Origin of the sequence: Actinoplanes sp. NBC_00393, assembly GCF_036053395.1 — a bacterium.
Taxonomy (GTDB): domain Bacteria; phylum Actinomycetota; class Actinomycetes; order Mycobacteriales; family Micromonosporaceae; genus Actinoplanes.
Window position 1 is genome coordinate 7,827,419 of sequence record NZ_CP107942.1, and the last position, 17,780, is coordinate 7,845,198.

Annotated in this window: 19 protein-coding genes; 10 read left to right on the forward strand and 9 right to left on the reverse strand. The window is 69.7% G+C overall.

Annotated elements, in window-relative coordinates; genetic code table 11:
• The first annotated feature begins 82 nt into the window (after window positions 1-82).
• From OHA21_RS36255 to OHA21_RS36265, 3 genes are all read left to right on the forward strand, one after another.
• Window positions 83-1,027, forward strand: a complete 945-nt coding sequence (locus OHA21_RS36255) for a hypothetical protein (protein WP_328462816.1) — start codon at window positions 83-85, stop codon at window positions 1,025-1,027.
• An 84-nt stretch (window positions 1,028-1,111) separates the two neighbouring features.
• Window positions 1,112-1,738, forward strand: coding sequence for a DUF47 domain-containing protein (locus OHA21_RS36260; protein ID WP_328462818.1), 627 nt, complete (start codon window positions 1,112-1,114; stop codon window positions 1,736-1,738).
• A gap of 3 nt (window positions 1,739-1,741) precedes the next feature.
• Window positions 1,742-2,749 (forward strand): inorganic phosphate transporter, encoded by a 1,008-nt coding sequence (locus OHA21_RS36265; protein WP_328462820.1) that lies wholly within the window; start codon window positions 1,742-1,744, stop codon window positions 2,747-2,749.
• Here the strand turns inward: OHA21_RS36265 and OHA21_RS36270 are convergent.
• Window positions 2,746-3,723 (reverse strand): Gfo/Idh/MocA family protein, encoded by a 978-nt coding sequence (locus OHA21_RS36270; RefSeq protein WP_328462822.1) that lies wholly within the window; start codon window positions 3,721-3,723, stop codon window positions 2,746-2,748. The two genes, OHA21_RS36265 and OHA21_RS36270, sit on opposite strands and share 4 nt — an antisense overlap.
• 98 nt (window positions 3,724-3,821) lie before the next feature.
• Between OHA21_RS36270 and OHA21_RS36275 the strand changes: the two genes are divergently transcribed.
• Window positions 3,822-4,589: an NUDIX hydrolase gene (locus OHA21_RS36275; protein WP_328478755.1), complete on the forward strand. Its 768-nt coding sequence runs from the start codon at window positions 3,822-3,824 to the stop codon at window positions 4,587-4,589.
• Window positions 4,590-4,692: 103 nt separating this feature from the next.
• Here the strand turns inward: OHA21_RS36275 and pstB are convergent, their stop codons facing one another.
• The 6 genes from pstB to OHA21_RS36305 all read right to left on the reverse strand — a co-directional run bounded on the left by pstB (window position 4,693) and on the right by OHA21_RS36305 (window position 10,659).
• Complete coding sequence (pstB, locus tag OHA21_RS36280; RefSeq protein ID WP_328462824.1) at window positions 4,693-5,469, reverse strand: phosphate ABC transporter ATP-binding protein PstB; 777 nt, start codon at window positions 5,467-5,469, stop codon at window positions 4,693-4,695.
• 12 nt (window positions 5,470-5,481) lie between these two features.
• Window positions 5,482-6,531 carry a phosphate ABC transporter permease PstA gene (pstA, locus tag OHA21_RS36285; RefSeq protein WP_442875195.1) on the reverse strand — a complete coding sequence of 350 codons (1,050 nt, stop codon included), beginning with the start codon at window positions 6,529-6,531 and terminating at the stop codon, window positions 5,482-5,484.
• Window positions 6,532-6,563: 32 nt separating this feature from the next.
• Window positions 6,564-7,634: a phosphate ABC transporter permease subunit PstC gene (pstC, locus tag OHA21_RS36290; protein WP_328462828.1), complete on the reverse strand. Its 1,071-nt coding sequence runs from the start codon at window positions 7,632-7,634 to the stop codon at window positions 6,564-6,566.
• A gap of 38 nt (window positions 7,635-7,672) precedes the next feature.
• Window positions 7,673-8,767: a phosphate ABC transporter substrate-binding protein PstS gene (gene pstS / locus OHA21_RS36295; protein WP_328462830.1), complete on the reverse strand. Its 1,095-nt coding sequence runs from the start codon at window positions 8,765-8,767 to the stop codon at window positions 7,673-7,675.
• Between the two features lie 276 nt (window positions 8,768-9,043).
• Entirely contained in the window at window positions 9,044-9,928 is an 885-nt protein-coding gene (mshD, locus tag OHA21_RS36300; protein ID WP_328462832.1) for a mycothiol synthase, read from the reverse strand.
• Window positions 9,929-9,942: 14 nt separating this feature from the next.
• Window positions 9,943-10,659, reverse strand: coding sequence for a winged helix-turn-helix transcriptional regulator (locus OHA21_RS36305; RefSeq protein ID WP_328462834.1), 717 nt, complete (start codon window positions 10,657-10,659; stop codon window positions 9,943-9,945).
• 306 nt (window positions 10,660-10,965) lie between these two features.
• Here OHA21_RS36305 and OHA21_RS36310 point away from each other — a divergent pair, with 306 nt between their 5' ends.
• From OHA21_RS36310 to OHA21_RS36330, 5 genes are all read left to right on the forward strand, one after another.
• Window positions 10,966-11,958, forward strand: coding sequence for a hypothetical protein (locus tag OHA21_RS36310; RefSeq protein ID WP_442875196.1), 993 nt, complete (start codon window positions 10,966-10,968; stop codon window positions 11,956-11,958).
• A 73-nt stretch (window positions 11,959-12,031) separates the two neighbouring features.
• Window positions 12,032-12,823 (forward strand): LmeA family phospholipid-binding protein, encoded by a 792-nt coding sequence (locus OHA21_RS36315; RefSeq protein WP_328462838.1) that lies wholly within the window; start codon window positions 12,032-12,034, stop codon window positions 12,821-12,823.
• Window positions 12,824-12,902: 79 nt separating this feature from the next.
• Window positions 12,903-12,980, forward strand: coding sequence for an Ms5788A family Cys-rich leader peptide (locus OHA21_RS36320; protein ID WP_316248150.1), 78 nt, complete (start codon window positions 12,903-12,905; stop codon window positions 12,978-12,980).
• A 184-nt stretch (window positions 12,981-13,164) separates the two neighbouring features.
• Window positions 13,165-14,013 carry a sulfurtransferase gene (locus OHA21_RS36325; RefSeq protein WP_328462840.1) on the forward strand — a complete coding sequence of 283 codons (849 nt, stop codon included), beginning with the start codon at window positions 13,165-13,167 and terminating at the stop codon, window positions 14,011-14,013.
• A 2-nt stretch (window positions 14,014-14,015) separates the two neighbouring features.
• A complete protein-coding gene (locus tag OHA21_RS36330; protein WP_328462842.1) occupies window positions 14,016-14,366 on the forward strand; it encodes a DUF1416 domain-containing protein in 351 nt (116 codons plus the stop codon).
• A gap of 48 nt (window positions 14,367-14,414) precedes the next feature.
• On the opposite strand, the gene OHA21_RS36335 is transcribed toward OHA21_RS36330, so the two are convergent.
• Window positions 14,415-15,674 carry an AI-2E family transporter gene (locus tag OHA21_RS36335; protein ID WP_328462844.1) on the reverse strand — a complete coding sequence of 420 codons (1,260 nt, stop codon included), beginning with the start codon at window positions 15,672-15,674 and terminating at the stop codon, window positions 14,415-14,417.
• Window positions 15,675-15,831: 157 nt separating this feature from the next.
• Here OHA21_RS36335 and OHA21_RS36340 point away from each other — a divergent pair, with 157 nt between their 5' ends.
• Window positions 15,832-16,128: a GroES family chaperonin gene (locus OHA21_RS36340; protein ID WP_185046288.1), complete on the forward strand. Its 297-nt coding sequence runs from the start codon at window positions 15,832-15,834 to the stop codon at window positions 16,126-16,128.
• Here OHA21_RS36340 and OHA21_RS36345 read toward each other — a convergent pair.
• A complete protein-coding gene (locus tag OHA21_RS36345) occupies window positions 16,119-17,744 on the reverse strand; it encodes a PrsW family intramembrane metalloprotease (protein ID WP_328462846.1) in 1,626 nt (541 codons plus the stop codon). The genes OHA21_RS36340 and OHA21_RS36345 overlap by 10 nt on opposite strands.
• Window positions 17,745-17,780 lie beyond the last annotated feature (36 nt).

The following is a 17,780-nucleotide window of genomic DNA, read 5'->3' on the forward strand; positions in this document are numbered from 1 at the left end:
AGATTACCGGTCCGCGGGTATCACTTGTGCCACAGTATAAAACACCCATAAAGTACGAATCGGATGGTGCTTCGTGCAGGACATGGCGACTTTCGCGGGCAGCCTCGCCGGGCTCGCCGGGGCTGGAGGCGCGGTCTCGGTCGCGGTGTTGCGCCGATCCCGGCCCTGCATCGCCGCCGGGCATGCGCTCGTCGGGAACACCGACGTCGATCCGCTGCCCGCGGTGCTGAAGCTCGGCCTGGGCGGGATGACCGTGCCGGTGGTCGCCGGACCGCACGGCGAGCTCTTCCTCGGGCCCGGAGAACCGCAGCCCGGCCGCACCCTGCGCCGGCTCGTGCTGGCCCCGCTCTTCACCCGGGCGCAGGCCGGCGGCGGGCGCCTCTGGCCCGATCAGCAGACGCCGTTCCGGCTGGTCGTCGAGTTCGGCGGGACCAACCGGGACGCGGCGGCGCTGCTGCGCGCCTACCGGATGCTGGACCGGCAGCTGCGTGACCATGCCGCGCTGCTGAGCCGCTGCCGGGACGGGGTGCTGACACCGGGCGTGGTGACCGTGACCGTCTCCGGCATCGTGGACGCCCGCGAGTTGCTCGCCGCCCAGCCCGACCGGTACGCGTTCGCCGACGGCACCTTCGACGACCTGGGCTCCCGATCCGCGCCGCCGTGGCTGGTCCCGATGATCAGTGAGCCGTGGACCCGCCGGTTCGGCTGGGACGGGCTCGAACCGATCGCCGCCGAGGAACGTCACCACCTGCACGCGCTGGTCCGCGCGGCGCACGAGGACGGCCGCACGGTCCGGATCTCCGGGCTGCCGACCGGCTCCCGGCGGGTCCGCGCGGCCATCTGGACCGAGCTCGGGGCCGCCGGAGTCGATGTGATCGCCGACACCGACCACACCGGACTCGCCAAGCACCTGCGCCGTCACCCGGTCAGTGCCACGCCGCTGCCCGACCTGCCCACCAGGGCGGTACGCCGTTCCACCCCCCGCCCGAACGCGCCCCGGACAGCCAATCGTCACGAACCTGTTTAGTCACATGGCCAAGGGGTGAACAGCGTGGACCGATAGCATGCCCTCCGGATATTCAACCAACGCCCGCCGATCGAGGTCCGCGCCGTGAAGTTCTCATTCCGACCCGTCGAGGGTGCCTTCTACGAACTCTTCACCAAGGCTGCGCTCAATCTGGTGAAGGGCACCGAACTGCTGAACGAGCTGGCACTGCCCGGAGTGGACGTGCAGTCGGTCGCCGACCGGCTGAGCGATGTGGAGCACGACAGCGACTCGATCACGCACGAGCTCTACAAGAAGATCAACTCCACCTTCATCACCCCGTTCGACCGGGAGGACATCTACTCGCTGGGCTCGCAGCTCGACGACGTGATGGACCACCTGGAGGCGGCCGGCAACCTGCTCTACCTGTACGGGTTGACCGCCCTGCCGTCGCTGCCCCGGGAGATGCACGAGCTGGTGACCGTTCTCGACCAGCAGGCGAAGATCACCGCGGAGGCGATGCCCCGGCTGCGGTCGATGAAGGGTCTCGAGGAGTACTGGATCGAGATCAACCGGCTGGAGAACGACGGCGACCGGGCGTACCGGATGTTGCTGGTCCGCCTCTTCTCCGGCGAGTACGACGCCCTCACCGTGCTGAAGATGAAAGAGGTCGTCGACGAGCTCGAGGCCGCCTGCGACGCGTTCGAGCACGTGGCGAACACCGTCGAGACCATTGCGGTCAAGGAGTCCTAGGCCTTGGACGCCGCACTAATCGCCGTCATCGCGGTGATCATCGCCGCGATGGTGTTCGACTACACCAACGGGTTCCACGACGCGGCGAACGCGATCGCCACCAGCGTCAGCACCCGGGCCCTGACGCCACGGGTGGCCCTGCTGATGGCTGCGGTCGGCAACTTCATCGGCGCCCACCTGGGCACCGAGGTCGCCAAGACGGTCGGTGACGGGCTGGTCGACCTCCCGGTCGGTGTCCCCAGCCTGGGGGTGGTCTTCGCCGGCGTGGTCGGCGCCATCATCTGGAACCTGATCACCTGGTACTTCGGCCTGCCGTCGAGCTCGTCGCACGCCCTCTTCGGCGGTCTGGTCGGCGCCACCCTGGTCGCCTCGATCGGCGTCGTGCAGTGGGGCAACATCCTCACCAAGGTGCTCATCCCGATGGTGCTCTCGCCGGTGGTCGGCCTGATCCTCGGCTTCCTCATGATGGTCGCGATCATGTGGATCTTCCGGCGCGGCCACCCGGGCAAGCTGAACCGCGGGTTCCGGCACGCGCAGACCGCCTCGGCCGCCGCGATGTCGGTCGGGCACGGCATGCAGGACGCCGCGAAGACCATGGGCATCGTCGTGCTGGCCCTCTACACCGGCGGCTACCAGAGCGACTCGTCGCACATCCCGGAGTGGGTCTACTGGGCGTCGGCGACGATGCTGGCGGCCGGCACCTACTCCGGTGGCTGGCGGATCATCCGCACCCTGGGCCGGAAGATCATCGACCTGGGCCCGGCGGAAGGCTTCGCCGCGGAGACCGTGGCCAGCTCGGTGCTCTACTTCAACGCGCTGGTCCTGCACGCGCCGATCTCGACCACCCACACCATCACCTCGGCGATCATGGGTGTCGGCGCGACCAAGCGACTCAGCGCGGTGCGCTGGAACGTCGCGGGGAACATCGTGATCGCCTGGATCACGACCTTCCCCGCCGCCGCTCTGATCGCCTGCCTCGTCTACTTCGTGGTCCGCCCGCTGTTCAGCTAGTACAGGACGCCGATCTGGTCGCGCAGGCTGTCCAGCAACCCCATCACCTCGAGCGTGGTGTCGTGCGTCATCAGCGGGCTCTCCAGCTCGCCGGCGAGCAGGCTGCGCTGCACCTCGGCGGCCTCGAACTGATAACCGCTGCCCTCGAACGGCACCTCGAACGTCTCGGCGGCCTTGCCCGGCCGGTTCAGCACGAACGACCGGGGCACCATGAAGCCCTCGGGCAGGTCGATCCGGCCGTCGGTGCCGGTGATCGACGCGGCGTTCCGGCTGGCCCCGTTGATGCTGCAGGTCAGCGCGGCCACCGCCCCGGACTCGTAGCCGAGCAGCACACCGGTGTTCTCGTCCACCCGCTCCGGGGTCAGGTGCGCCCAGGCGTGTGCGGTCGACGGCGCGCCCAGGATCAGGTGCACCAGGTGGATCGGGTAGACGCCGAGGTCCAGCAGCGCGCCGCCACCCAGCAGCGGGTCACGCAGCCGGTGCGACGCGGCGAACGGGCCCTGCAGGCCGAAATCGGCGTGGATCGCGCTGACCGAACCGATCGCGCCGTCCGCCACCAGCTGGGCGATCTGCCGGATCGCCGGGTTGAGGCGCATCCACATCGCCTCCATGAGGAACACCCCCCGGGTACGCGCAGCCTGCACCAGCTGTGCCGTCGAGGCCAGATCCAGCGTGATCGGCTTCTCCACCAGCACCGCCTTGCCGGCCTCCACGCAGAGCATCGCCCCCTCGAAGTGGAAGGCGTGCGGGGTCGCCACATAGACGACGTCCACCCCGGGGTCGGCGGCTAGTTCCGCGTACGAGCCGTGCGCCCGGGCGAAGCCGTGCCGCTCCGCGAACGCCTCCGCGGTGGCCAGGGAGCGCGAGCCGACGGCGGCGAGTTCCGCGCCCGGCACCAGCGGCAGGTCGGCGGCAAAGGTGCTGGCTATCCCGCCGGGGCCGAGAATGCCCCAGCGCACGTTCTGTCCGTTCATGATCGATACGGTATCGCCCTGAGCGCGCCCGGTGGCAGGATCGACCGGTGACCGAATCGACGCCGCTTCCGTCCGAACCCCTCCTGCTACCCGCCGCGATGCTGCAGCGGGCGCGCGATTTCACCGGCCCGCCCGCGGCGGCCCGTCCGGCGGCCACCGTGGTCCTTCTCCGCCCGCACGGTGATGCCTTTCAGGTGTACGTCCTACGCCGCGCCACCACGATGGTCTTCGGCGGCGTGTACGCGTTCCCCGGCGGCGCGGTCGACCCGTCCGACCGCCCCTCCACGATCCACGACGACTGGGCCGCTCGCCTGGGCGTCCCGGACGACCAGGCCCGGGCCGTGGTCGGCGCCGCCGCCCGGGAGCTCTTCGAGGAGGCCGGTGTCGTGCTCGCCGGCCCGGTCGAGCAGCCGGACCGCACAGTGGCCGACGTCAGCACACCCGACTGGGAGGCGGACCGGGCGGCCGTCCTGCGCCGCGAGCTCACCATGACCGAGTTGCTGGAGCGGCGGGGTCTGCGGCTGCGCGACGACCTGCTGCTGCCGTGGGCCCGCTGGGTGACCCCGGAGTTCGAGCCACGGCGCTTCGACACCTGGTTCTTCGTGGCGCTGCTGCCGGAGAGCCAGGCGGCCCGGGACGTCTCCGGCGAGGCCGACCGCACCGAGTGGATCTCGCCCGCCGAGTCGGGTGACCTGCCGATGCTGCCGCCCACCCTGCGCACACTGCGCGAGATCGCCGCCTGCGACACCATCCCGGGAGTGGTGGCGGCCGCCGAACACCGGGACGCCGCCAGCCCGCTCAACCCCCGCATCGAGGTGACCGCCGACGGCCGCGTCCTCCTGCACGTCCCGAACCACCCCGGCTGACCACCAGGGTCGTCTCACGGCCGCGGAGACAGCACTCGCGGTCAGCCGAACCAACCGGCTGACCGCGAGTGTCCCCTCGTGAACGTTTGTGCAGCGCTGAGCGTCAGCCGAACCGACCCGTGATGTAGTCCTCGGTCTTCTTCTGGGTCGGGTTGCTGAAGATCTTCTGGGTGTCGTCGTACTCGATCAGGCGGCCCGGGTCACCGGTCTTGTCGATCGAGAAGAAACCGGTCTTGTCGCTGACCCGCGCGGCCTGCTGCATGTTGTGCGTGACGATGATGATCGTGAAGCGGTCCTTCAGCTTGAACATCAGGTCCTCGATCGCCAGCGTCGAGATCGGGTCGAGCGCGGAACACGGCTCGTCCATCAGCACGACCTGCGGCTCGACGGCGATCGTGCGGGCGATGCAGAGACGCTGCTGCTGACCACCGGAGAGGCCGGCGCCCGGGCGGTCGAGCCGGTCCTTGACCTCGTCCCAGAGGTTCGCGGCGCGCAGCGACTTCTCCGCGGCCTCGTCGAGCAGCGCCTTCTTCTTGACGCCGTTCAGCTTGAGGCCGGCCACCGCGTTCTCGTAGATCGACATCGTCGGGAACGGGTTGGGCCGCTGGAAGACCATGCCGATCATGCGACGGACCGCGGTGACGTCCACGTCCGCGTCGTAGATGTTCTGGTCGTCGATGGTGAGCCGGCCCTCGATCCGGGCGCCGGGCAGCACCTCGTGCATGCGGTTGATGGACCGCAGGAACGTGGACTTGCCACAGCCGGACGGGCCGATCAGGGCGGTGATCGTCTTCGGCTCGACGGTCATCGAGACGCTGTCGATCGCCTTGAACGAACCGTAGTAGGAGGAGACGTTGTTCGCCTCGATGCGCTTGGCCATGGGGTACACCTCTTATCGGGACAGCTTGTTGCGACGGGCGAGCAGCTTGGCGGCGATGGTCAGGATCAGCACGAGCGCCACCAGGGTGAGCGCGGCCGTCCAGGCCCGGGCCGGTGCGTACCGGGAGGCGTCCCCGGCCTGCTGGTACACGAAGAGCGCCAGCGACTGCTGGTTCCCGGCGAACGGGTCGAAGTTGATCGCGGCAGCACCGCCGGCGACCAGGAGCACCGGGGCCGTCTCGCCCGCTGCGCGGGCGATGGCCAGCATCACGCCGGTGACGATGCCGGGCAGGGCGGTGGGGAGGACGACCTTCAGGATGGTCTTCCATTGGGGTACGCCCAGCGCGTACGAACCCTCCCGCAGCGGCCCCGGCACCAGCCGCAGCATCTCCTCGGTGGACCGGACGATCGTCGGCAGCATCAGCACGGTCAGCGCCAGCGCGGCGGCGAAACCGGAGAACCGCGGGTTCCCGTCGTTGAACCACGGGCTGACGATCAGCACCCAGAAGGAGAGGATGAACAGACCGGCCACGATCGACGGGATACCGGTCATCACGTCGACGAAGAAGCGGACCGTGTTGGCGAACCGGCCGCGGCCGTACTCGACCAGGTAGATCGCACCCAGCACACCGAGCGGCACCGCGATCAGGGTGGCGATGCCGACCTGCTCCAGGGTGCCGATGATGGCGTGGTAGGCGCCGCCCTCGGGGTCACGCGCACCGATGTTGTTCATCGAGGTGCCGAAGAAGTTGGCGTCCAGGCGCTCGGCGCCCTTGGAGATCAGCGTCCAGACCACCGAGGCGAGCGGCAGGATCGCCAGCACACAGGCCGAGTAGATCAGCGCCTGCATGGTGCGGTTGCGCGCGGCGCGCCGTCCCTCGACCCGGCTGGCGGCGATGTTGAGGCCGACCAGGTAGAGAACCAGGCCCACCACCAGGACCAGGACCCAGTTGCCGAAGCCGGTGCCCAGCACGATGACGGCGGCGATTGCGAAGGCAGCCACCGCGACCAGCACGTTGGTGACGACCGGCAGCTTGCGGGTCCGGATGTTGTCCGGCGTCATGACGACGCCGGGAACCTCACGTTCGAGAAGACTCATGCGGCACTGTCCCGGAACTCGCGACGGCGGTAGATGATCGCCCGCGCCGTCATGTTGACCACCAGCGTGATCGCGAAGAGCACCAGACCGGAGGCGATCAGGGCGCCACGACCGGTGGCGTTGGCCTCGCCGAAGGTGTTCGCGATGTTGGCGGCGATGGAGTTACCGCCGTTCTCGATCAGGTTGAACGAGATGTTGAAGGTGATGCCGAGGGTCAGCGCCAGGGCGATGGTCTCGCCGAGCGCCCGGCCCAGGCCGAGCATCACCGCGGCGATCACGCCGGGCTTGCCGTACGGCAGGACCGCGGTCCGGATCATCTCCCAGCGGGTGGCGCCGAGAGCCAGTGCCGCCTCCTCGTTCATGCCGGGGGTCTGCTGGAAGACCTCGCGGGAGAGCGACGTGACGATCGGCAGCACCATGATCGCCAGCACCAGGCCACCGAGCATGATCGACTGTCCGAACGGGCCCTCGCCACCGAAGATCGGGATCCAGCCGAAGTGCTCGTTGAGCCAGATCGAGAAGTTGCGTACCGGCACCTGCAGGACGTCGCGTCCCCAGAGTCCGAAGACCACGCTGGGTACGGCGGCCAGCAGGTCGATCACGAAGCCCAGCGGCGTGGCCAGCCGCCGGGGTGCGTAGTGCGACAGGAAGAGCGCGATGGCCAGTGCGATCGGAACCGCGACGACGAGCGCGAGGATCGAGCTGAGCACGGTGCCGAAGGCCAGGGCGGCGATACCGAACACCGGCTCGGTGTCGTTCGGGAACCAGGTCTTCTCGGTCAGGAAGTTCGCCGTGTTGGCCTGGAGGGCCGGCACCGCCTTCGACACCAGGAAGACCGCGATGGCGACGATGATGACCAGCACCATCGCGCCGGCGCCGGTGGACAGGCCGCGGAAACCTGTCTCGATCGAGAACCGGGCCTTCTTGGGGAGGGCGCCGCCGCCACCCAGCGGGGGCTCTTGGTAACTGCTCGGGGACGCACCGGTGCCGGCGCCCCGGGTGTGACCGTTTGTCACACCCGGTTCGCCGGCGGTGGCGTTACCCGAGCGGGAAGGGTAGTCACCCATCTACGCGCTCGCTGTCGTCTCGGAGGGATTGACGAGGGTCAGGAGATCGAGGCGACCGAGGCCTCGACCTTGGCGCGCAGCGTCTCGGGCAGCGGGGCGTAGCCCAGCTCAGCGAGCGCCGTCTGGCCGGCCGTGCTCGAGGTGTACTTCAGGAAGGACTGGATCTCCTTGGCCTTCGGGCTGCCCTTGCTGCAGGCGATCTCGTAGGTCACCAGCACGATCGGGTACGCACCCGCGGTCTTGGTGGTGTAGTCGAGGTCCAGCGCGAGGTCCCCGTCGGTGCCCTTGACGGTGGCGTTCTCGAAGGTCTTGCCGGCGCTCTCACCGCTCAGCTCGACGTACTCGCCCGCGCCGTTCTTGATCTTCGCGGTCTGCAGGTCGCTGTTCTCGGCGAACGAGAGCTCGACGTACGAGATGGTGTTCGGGGTGCTCTTGACCTTGGTGGCCACACCGTCCGACTTGGCCGCACCGGTGCCGCCCGGCGCCTTCCAGGCCTTGGCGTTGCTGTACTGCCAGTCGGCCTCAGCGGTCTTGCTGAGGTACTTGGTGAAGTTGTCGGTGGTGCCGGACTCGTCCGAGCGGTGCACCGTCTCGATGGTGGCGTCCGGGAGCTTGGCGCCCGAGTTCTCGGCCGCGATCGCGGCGTCGTTCCACTTCGTGATGCTGCCGGAGAAGATCTTGGCGAGGGTGGAGGGCGACAGCTGGAGGCCGTCGACGCCCTGCACGTTGTAGACGACGGCGATCGGGCCGATCACCATCGGCAGGTTGAGCGCCTTGCCACCGGGGCACTTGGCGTCGGCCTGCGCGACCTCTTCCTCCTTGAGAGCGGAGTCCGAGCCGGCGAAGTCGGCCGTACCGGCGACGAAGGCCTCGATGCCCGCACCCGAACCGGTGCCCTGGTAGTCCACCTTGGCGTCCGCACACTGGCTCTGGTACGCCTTGATCCACTCGTCCATGGCGTTCTTCTGAGCAGTGGAGCCCTGAGCCGTCAGGCTGCCGCTGACGCAGTCGCCCGGAGCGGCGGATGCGCCGCTACCGCTGCCGGTGGGCTCGTTGTCCGAACCGCACGCGGTGAGCGCGATCGTCGCAGTCAAAGCAATGCCGGCCACGAAACCAGCCCGCTGGAGCTTCACGGTTTTCCCTTCGGGTTCACTTGCCGCCGGCCTCTCACCGGCTCACACGGCAAAAGCTAAGAGCGCCAAGTGACCGGATCCCCGGTCGCAAATGAACTGGGAGTGAACACGTCGGCCCCAGAAGGTAGCCATCCACCGAGATGAAGTTGTCCGTTAAGTGAACGACGCCCCTGCTACCCGATATGCCGGATATTTCGGGCTAGTTGTTACCGCAGCGAGACACCCGCTTGTCCCGGGCGTGACCAAGCGGCACGCCCAGAGTGCGAGAAACGAGCCTCAGGGCCGCTGGTAGTTGACGTCGGTCTTGTAGACCTCGAAGCCGAGCCCGCGGTACAGCTTCACCGCAGCCGGGTTCGACTCGTCGACGTAGAGGTTGGACACCGTCAGCCCGGCGTCGGCGAGGTGCCGCAGGCCGGCCACGCTCAGCGCCTTGCCGAGGCCGCGACGGTGGCCGCCCGGGTCCACCCCGAGCACATAGATCTCGCCGATCGCCGGTTCGTCACCGGTGGCCGGGTGCACCTTGGTCCAGTGGAAGCCGAGCAGGGTGTCGGCGATGTCGACGGCGAGCAGGAAGCCGGCCGGGTCGAACCAGGGTTCGGCCTCACGCGTACGCAGATCGTCGAGGGTCCAGCGGCCCTGCTCCGGATGGTGGGCGAAGGCCCGCGCGTTGACCTCGAGCCAGCGCTGCTCGTCGGCGTCCGGATTGAAGGCACGGAGCGTGACCCCGTCCGGCAGGGGCACCTCGGGCAGGGGCTCGAGAAGCGAGCGGCGCATCTGCCAGAGGACCCGGGCGCGGGTGAAGCCGTTGCGGTCGGCGAAGGTGGCGGCGCCGGGATCGTCACCGTGCGCCCAGAACTTCAGCGGACCCTCGCCGGCCGCGGCCAGCAGAGCAGTGCCGTGCCCGGCCCGCCGGAACTGCGGATGAACCACCAGCTCGCCGGCCGAGCCCTCCAGGAAGGCATAGCCGGCCAGGCGGTCACCCGAATAGGACAGCAGATGTACGCCGTCGTAGGGCACGTCGCCACGAACCCGCAGAACGACGTCCTCGGAGAGCGGGTAGACGCCGTCCAGCTCGCCCGCGGCCGCAGCCAGGGCGAGAACGTCGTCCACCTCAGACGCGGACAGCCGGTCCGCGGCACGGACCGGCTGTCGCATCGTCATGTCGTGATCTTAGGTCAGACCGGGATCGACACGGGATCGTTGTCCGGCAGCTGCCGGCCCGACGGAGGGACCACGAACTTGTAGCCCACCTGGCGCACGGTGCCGATCATCGACTCGTACTCCGAGCCGAGCTTGGCCCGCAGGCGCCGCACGTGCACGTCGACCGTACGCGTACCGCCGAAGTAGTCGTAGCCCCAGACCTCGCGGAGCAGCTGGTCACGGGTGAAGACCCGGCCCGGGTGCTGGGCGAGGAACTTGAGGAGCTCGAACTCCTTGTAGGTGAGGTCGAGCGGGCGGCCCTTGAGCTTCGCCGCATACGTATCCGGGTCGATGTTGAGCTCGCCGGCCCGGATCGAGCCGCCCGCCCCGGCCGTCGCGTTGTTGAGCCGGCCGACGCAGAGCCGCAGGCGGGCCTCCACCTCAGCGGGTCCCGCGCTGGCCAGGATGACGTCGTCGACACCCCAGTCGGCGTTGAGGGCGATCAGGCCGGCCTCGGTGACCACCGCGATCAGCGGGACCCCGATGCCGGTGGCGTGCAGCATGCGGCAGGTGGCGCGTGCCTCGGAGAGCTCCGAGCGGGCGTCGACCAGGACGGCGTCGGGGCTCGGCCCGGACACCAGGGTGCGCACATCACGGGGGGCAGTACGTACTGAGTGGGGCAGAAGGTCCAGGGCGGGCAGCACGGCGGATGGTTCGCCGGCACGTGCCGTCACCAGCAGAAGGATCTCCACACTCACCTCCGTCCTCGCAGCGCTCAGCGCCGCTCGGGTGACCCGGTTTGCGCAGCTCAAAGCTCCGCTACCGGAGAACTGGGCCCGGCGTCACCGACGGGTGGGTTGCGCTCACCTTAACCGATGCAGCTCCTTCGACGCCCTTGTCGCACACGCAAGTGATGCAAGGAACGCCGGAAAGGTGGCTGTTCGATGGATTCGTTAACCAGCCTTTTACCGGAACCCACCGGCGCGAACCGGCCCTGATCGCGCAGCGATTGGGACGACGGTCACGCGTCTGGCACGATCGCAGTCGTGTTTCCCTCCATGCCGCAGGACGATCCCTGGGACGCCGAAGCCTCCCAGCACGTCGCCCGCAACCCGGGCCGGCCCAAGGCCGGGTTCTACGGCGCTGTCCCGGAGGACGACGAGGACGGCCGGCATCCGTCGTCGGACGAGGACGAGGAGGAGGAGTTCGAGGAGATCGAGGTCGTCCCGGTGCGCCCGAAGCTCTCGGTCGCGATCGGTGGATTCGCCGCGCTCCTCGCCGTCGCCGTGGCGCTGGGCGCTCAGACGACCGGTCCGGACGCGCGTCTCTCGTACGCAATCGTGCTCTTCGGGGTGCAGTTGCTGGGCCTGCTGGCCTGGACCATGGCGCTGCACCCGCCGGCGGCCGGCGCCACCGCAGCGATCGTCGCGCTCACCGCGCTGGCCGCCGACTACCTCGCGGTCACCGGTGAACCGGCCCGCTTCCTGCCGCTGATCTGGGTGGCCCTCGGCGGTTTCGTGGCCGCGATGATCGGTCAGTTCATCCGCGCCGAGGACCGGCAGCGGGCCCGGGACTCGTGGCGGAGCACGCTGCTCATCGTGCTCGGCGCGGTGGCGTACGCGATCCTGCTCGTGCTGGTCCGCCAGCCGCTCGGCGCGCAGACCATCCTGGTGTGCTGCACCGGCGCCGGGCTGGCCCTGCTGGTCGCGCGGCTGACCGACGCGGTGTTCCCGAAGCCGCGGATCGCGGCGCAGGTGCCGCGCGGCGCGACCGGCGTCGTGCTCGGCGCGATGCTCGGCACGCTGGCCTGCGCGATGCTCGGCAGCTACCTGGTGCTGCCGTTCACCCCGGCCAAGGGCGCGGTGCTCGGCCTGGTCGCCGCTGTCGCGGCGAACCTCATCGACCTCGCGGTGAACTTCGGCGAGGCCGGCCGCCGGCTGGCCGGCGAGGCCCCGACCTTCTGGCTGGCCCGGCATATGCAGGGCCCGCTCGGCGGTCTCGCACTGACTGCCGCAGCGGCGTACGCGCTGACGCATCTCTACCTGAGTTGACACCTCAGTTTCGGTGAACCCTCAGCCGGGGCATGTACGTTCCCCAGACAAGCGGGCGGACCGGGGAGGTTCAGTGGCCGAGGTGTACGAAACGGAACGTCCACGACGCCGCCGGGGCCGCGCGCTGCTGACCGTCGTCCTGGTGTTGCTGTTGCTCCTGCTCGCGGGCCTGGTCGTGCTGGACCGTTTCGGCGCCTCCTACGCCGAGCGGGTCCTGGCCACCCGGGTCACCGAGGAGCTGGCGAACCAGAAGGCGACCAGCGGGGAACCCGAGGTCACCATCGCCGGCATCCCGTTCCTCACCCAGGTGCTGGCCGGTGACTACCAGGAGATCCGGATCGAGCTGCCGGACTTCACCGCACCGACCGGCACCGGCGAGAACATCACCATGCCGCTGCTGGACATCCACGCCCGCGACGTCAAGGCGCCGTTGGACACCGTGCGCAGCGGCCAGGGCGACGTGGTCGCCGGCACGGTGAGCGGCACCGGGACCGTCGACTACGCGCAGCTCGCCAAGCTGGTCGGCCGGGACGGGGTGCAGCTCAGTGAGAAGGACGGCAAGCTGGTCGGCTCCGCCCCGCTGTCGATTCCCGGCCAGAAACCGATCGACCTGGCCGGCACGGCCGAGCTGACCGTGGCCGAGGGCGTGGTTCGGGTTCGTTTCTCCGACGTGTCGGCGCCGAGTCTGCCGGACAACCCGCTGATCCAGGCCGCGGTCTCGCGCTTCGCCGAGAACCTGGCCTTCGACCTGGCCGTCCCGGAGCTCCCGATGAACCTCGACCTGCGCGAGGTCCAGGTCCTGCCGGAGGGACTGCGGGTCACCGCCGGCGCGGAGAACGTGAACCTCTCCGCGGCCGGGGTATGACAACTCACAGGCATCAGCCGTTCCCGGATGGTGGTCGGAGCTGTTCCGCGGTGTGGGCCCGCTGGTAGTGTCGCTTCCCATGAGCCTGTTGCTCACGAAGAGGCGCGCGGTCGACCTGTGCCGCGTGGCCGCGTGCCTGTGTCGCCCTGTCAACTGACGGGGCCACTCGGTGCTGAGCACCTAACTCTCCTTTGAGCCCGGGGCATTTCTTTGTCCGGCAGTGGCGCCGTCGCACAGCAGCCCGTGATCCCAACTAACCGATGGGTCCGCGCGGAGTGCGACTGAGAAACACTTCCGTGCGCTGACTCTCCCTCCACCCACCTTCCACAGGGAGTGAACCGATGAGTCGCGACACCGCACTCGTCTCGGCCGAGTGGGCCGAGCAGAACCTGGACACGCCGGGCCTCGTCTTCGTCGAGGTCGACGAGGACACCACCGCCTACGACGGCGGCCACATCCCCGGTGCGATCAAGATCGACTGGAAGAAGGACCTGCAGGACCCGGTCCGCCGGGACTTCGTCAACCAGGAGCAGTTCGCCGCTCTGCTCTCCGAGCGCGGCATCTCCAACGACGACACCGTGATCCTCTACGGCGGCAACAACAACTGGTTCGCGGCGTACGCGTACTGGTACTTCAAGCTCTACGGCCACGAGCAGGTCAAGCTGATCGACGGCGGCCGCAAGAAGTGGGAGCTCGACGCCCGCGTCTACACCAAGGACGTGCCGGTCCGCGAGAAGACGGAGTACGTGGCGAAGGCGCCGAACCTCGAGATCCGCGCCTTCCGCGACGAGGTCGTCCAGGCCATCGGCGTGAAGAACCTGGTCGACGTCCGCAGCCCCGACGAGTTCGCCGGTCGCCTCCTCGCGCCGGCGCACCTGCCGCAGGAGCAGTCGCAGCGGGGCGGCCACATCCCGACCGCGCTCAGCGTGCCGTGGAGCAAGGCGGCCAACGAGGACGGCACCTTCAAGTCCGACGAGGAACTCGCCAAGATCTACGGCGAGGCCGGGCTGGACGGCAGCAAGGACACCATCGCCTACTGCCGGATCGGCGAGCGCTCCTCGCACACCTGGTTCGTGCTCAAGGAACTGCTCGGCCACGAGAACGTGAAGAACTACGACGGCTCGTGGACCGAGTACGGCTCGCTGATCGGCGTGCCGATCGCGCTCGGCGACGAACCCGGAAAGGCGTGATCATGACTCTGCCTACCACCGCGAACACCGCGGCCAACGTCGCGGCCGGTTGCGCCGCCCCCGACCAGTCCGCGCCCCTCCCCAGCAGCGTGGACCTGGAGAAGGAGACGGTCATCACCGGCTTCGTCCGGACCGCCGAGGGCGAGCCGGTCGGCGGGGCGTACGTCCGCCTCCTGGACGGCTCCGGCGAGTTCACCGCCGAGGTCGTCTCCTCCCCCGAGGGCGTGTTCCGCTTCTTCGCGGCACCCGGCTCCTGGACCGTGCGGGCGCTCAGCCGGTTCGGCAACGGCGAGCTCGAGGTGGACGCCACCCGTGGAGTCAACGAGGTCGCGCTGACCGTGGCCACCGTCTGATCGCCCACGCTCTGTGATGAGGGCGGGACCCCGTACGGGGTCCCGCCCTCAGTCGTTTGCGCTCCCGGCGGTGACCACCACGGCGTCCGCCGGGACCTCCGGGCGGCGCCGGGACAGGCGCCGGATCGCGGTGTTCAGCACCGCGATGATCGGCACCGCCACCAGCGCGCCGATGATGCCGGCCAGCACCACACCGCAGGCGATCCCGATGATCACCACGAGCGGGTGGATGGCCACCGCCCGGCCCATGATCAGCGGCTGGAGCACGTGCCCCTCCAGCTGCTGCACCAGGATCACCGCGCCCAGCGTGATCAGCGCGACCACCCAGCCCTGATCCACCAGGGCGACCAGGACGGCCACCGCACCGGAGACGCTGGCGCCGACGATCGGGATGAACGCGCCCAGGAAGACCAGCGCGGCCAGCGGGAACGGGAACGGCACGTCCAGGATCAGCAGGGCCAGGCCGATGCCGAGCGCGTCGATGAACGCGACCAGGACGGTGGCCCGGACGTAGGCGCCGAGCGTGGCCCACGAGGCGTCGCCCGCGTCGGCCAGCGACCAGCGCGCGTTCACCGGGAACAGGCGAACCGTGAACCGCCAGATCTGCCGCCCGTCCCGCAGGAAGAAGAAGGTCGCGAAGAGCACCAGCAGCAGGCCGGTGACCACCTCGGCGATGGTGGCCGCAGTCGCTATACCGGTCGAGGTCAGCTGCGAGGTGTTCGAGTTGACCCACTCCTGGGCCGAGTCGATCGCCTGGTCCACCTGGTCGTCGGAGAGGTGCAGCGGGCCGGTCCGCGCCCACTCCTGGATCTGGCGGACACCGGCGCTGGCGTTCTCGGTCAGCTGCGGCACGCCGTCGATGAACTGGTTCACCACCAGCGTCAACGTGCCGGCCACCGCGGCCAGACCGCCGATCAGCACCAGGAACGTGGCGAACGACCGGGGCACGTGCAGCCGCAGCAGCCAGCCGACGGCCGGGCCGAGCAGCGCGGAGAGCAGCAGGGCGATGGCCAGCGGGATCACCACGATGCTGACGATGCCGATCAGCCGCAGCAGCGCCCAGCCGATCACGCCGACCACGATCAGCCGCCAACTCCAGGCCGCGGCGATGCGCAACGGCTGAGGCACGTCCGCGTCGTCCCGGCTGCTCGTGGAGTGGTGCACGATCTCCGGCTCGGGTGGGGGCGGGGCGAACTCGACCTCGTACGGCTCGGGGGGCGGGCTCTCGGTGCGGGCCAGCCGCACGGAGTCCCGCCCCGAGTCGTAGGCCTTCTTCAAGTTGTCCCGGACCCGCTGCAAGCGGTTCAACCGCCTACCCCCTTGACCATTGCAGTGCGCAGTAGTCACGGTAGTGCCCTGCTGCCCGAATCGCCTTCCCCCCGGCACCCGGGCCACGCGTGACACCGGCGTACCGTCTGCGGTTGTGAGCACCGAAGCCCAGACCGACACCGGATTGCCGATCCGGATGCTGCACGACCGCGTCCTCGTCCGTCAGGACGGCGGCGAGGGGGAACGCCGATCCACCGCGGGCATCGTGATCCCCGCCACCGCGTCGATGGGGCGGCGCCTGTCCTGGGCGACCGCGGTCGGGGTGGGGCCGAACGTCCGCTCGATCGTGGTCGGCGACCGGGTGCTCTTCGACCCCGACGACCGTTCCGAGGTGGAGTTGCACGGCAAGGAGTACGTCCTGCTGCGCGAACGGGACGTGCACGCGGTCGCAGCCACCCGCGTCGAGTCGGACGGAACCGGCCTCTACCTCTGAGGCGGCTGCCAGGGGTCCGGGTAACTGCCGCGCAACGGCGGCGGCGAACCCGGGGCCTGCGGAAACGGCGGCGGTGAGCCCGGCGCCGGCGGGAACGGCGGCGGGTAGCCGGGCTGCTGGCCGGGGTAACCGCCGTAGGCGGGATAGATCGGCGGCGGAGCGAGCCGCATCGGCACCGGCATGACCGGCTCCGGCGGCGGCGCCACGCTGCGCACCACCCCGTCCGGGAAGGTGATCCGGTAGCTCTGCCCGTCCCACCAGGCCGGCGGGGTCTGCGGATCACGCCCGGCGAAGACCGAGCGGTAACCGGTGATCGCGGCGAGCAACTCGTGCTCCTCGGCCCGCGCCCGTTCCAGCTCCCGCGGATGCTGCTCCAGGCCGCGCTGCATGCCGTCGCGCAGCAGCGCCAGCCGGGTCGAGGCGAACTGGAAGCTGCGCATCGCCCGGTGCCCGGCCGGACCGGCGACCCGCTTGGCCCACTGCCGGGCCGAGTGCCGCCGGCCCAGGCTGGCCAGCGAGGCCACCTCCGGCGGGGCGAACCAGCCGGCCTGCACGTAGTGGTGCAGGGTCCGCTCGGCCAGGCGGCCCTCCCAGCTGCGCAGCGCCACGGCGAAACCGACCACGGCGAAGAAGAACGGCACCATGAAGCCGAGGTAGCCGTACAGCATGATCAGCATCTCGCCGGTCGCGGCGGTGAGCGTGGGCAGCAGGTTGAAGAGCCCGTGCAGGATCATCGCGGCGAGCAGGCCGGCGACCGGGGCGAGCCAGCGCACCGTGCGGTCCGCCGAGCGCGCCGCGATGCCCAGCCCGATGCCGGCCATCGAGGTGAAGAGCGGGTGCGCGAAGCCGGTGAACAGGATCCGCACGATGAAGATCAGGAAGACGTTCTGCAGGCCGGTGGCCGGGCCGTATTGGTCGACACCCGCCGCGTACCCGTGACCGCCGAGGTAGAGCACGTTCTCCACCATGGCGAAGCCGAGCGCGGAGAGACCGCAGTAGACGATGCCGTCGGTGATGCCGGACCACTCCGCCCGGCGGCGCCAGAACAGCAGCAGCGGGCCGAGCACCTTCATCGACTCCTCGATGAAGGGGGCGATCAGGACGGCGACCAGCGCGTCCGGCAGGCCCAACTCGCTGAAAAGGTACGCCGCGCCGGTGTTCACCAGCAGGGCCACCGCGGTCGCCACGGCCGCGCCCCAGGCGAAGCAGAAGACCAGGTATTTCACCGGCTCCGGCTCATAGCGGTCCAGCCAGGCGAAGGCGCTGGCCAGCAGCGGGACCGGAAGGATCGCCGCGGTCAGGCCGATGGCGAGGCCGGTGATGCCGAGGCTGTAGCCCAAAAAGATGAGCATGCCGACGGCCGCGAGCGCGATCAGCGTGATCACGGCGGCGATCGGCAGCCAGCGACGCCAGCCGATCCGCCGGCCGGGGATCGGCGCCGCCGCGTCGGTCGCCACCGGGTACGGCGGGACGGGATCGGGCGCCACGGTGTCCGGCAGGACGTGGGCGCCCGGCTCGGACCCGGGCCCGCCGAGCGACGGCGGCCCGGACTGCGGGTTGACCGGCTGCGGATGGGCAGCCGGATCGGGCGCTCCGGGCGGCGAGTCGTCGGCCATGTCCGCCAGCCTAGCCACCGGACTCGCGTCCGACTC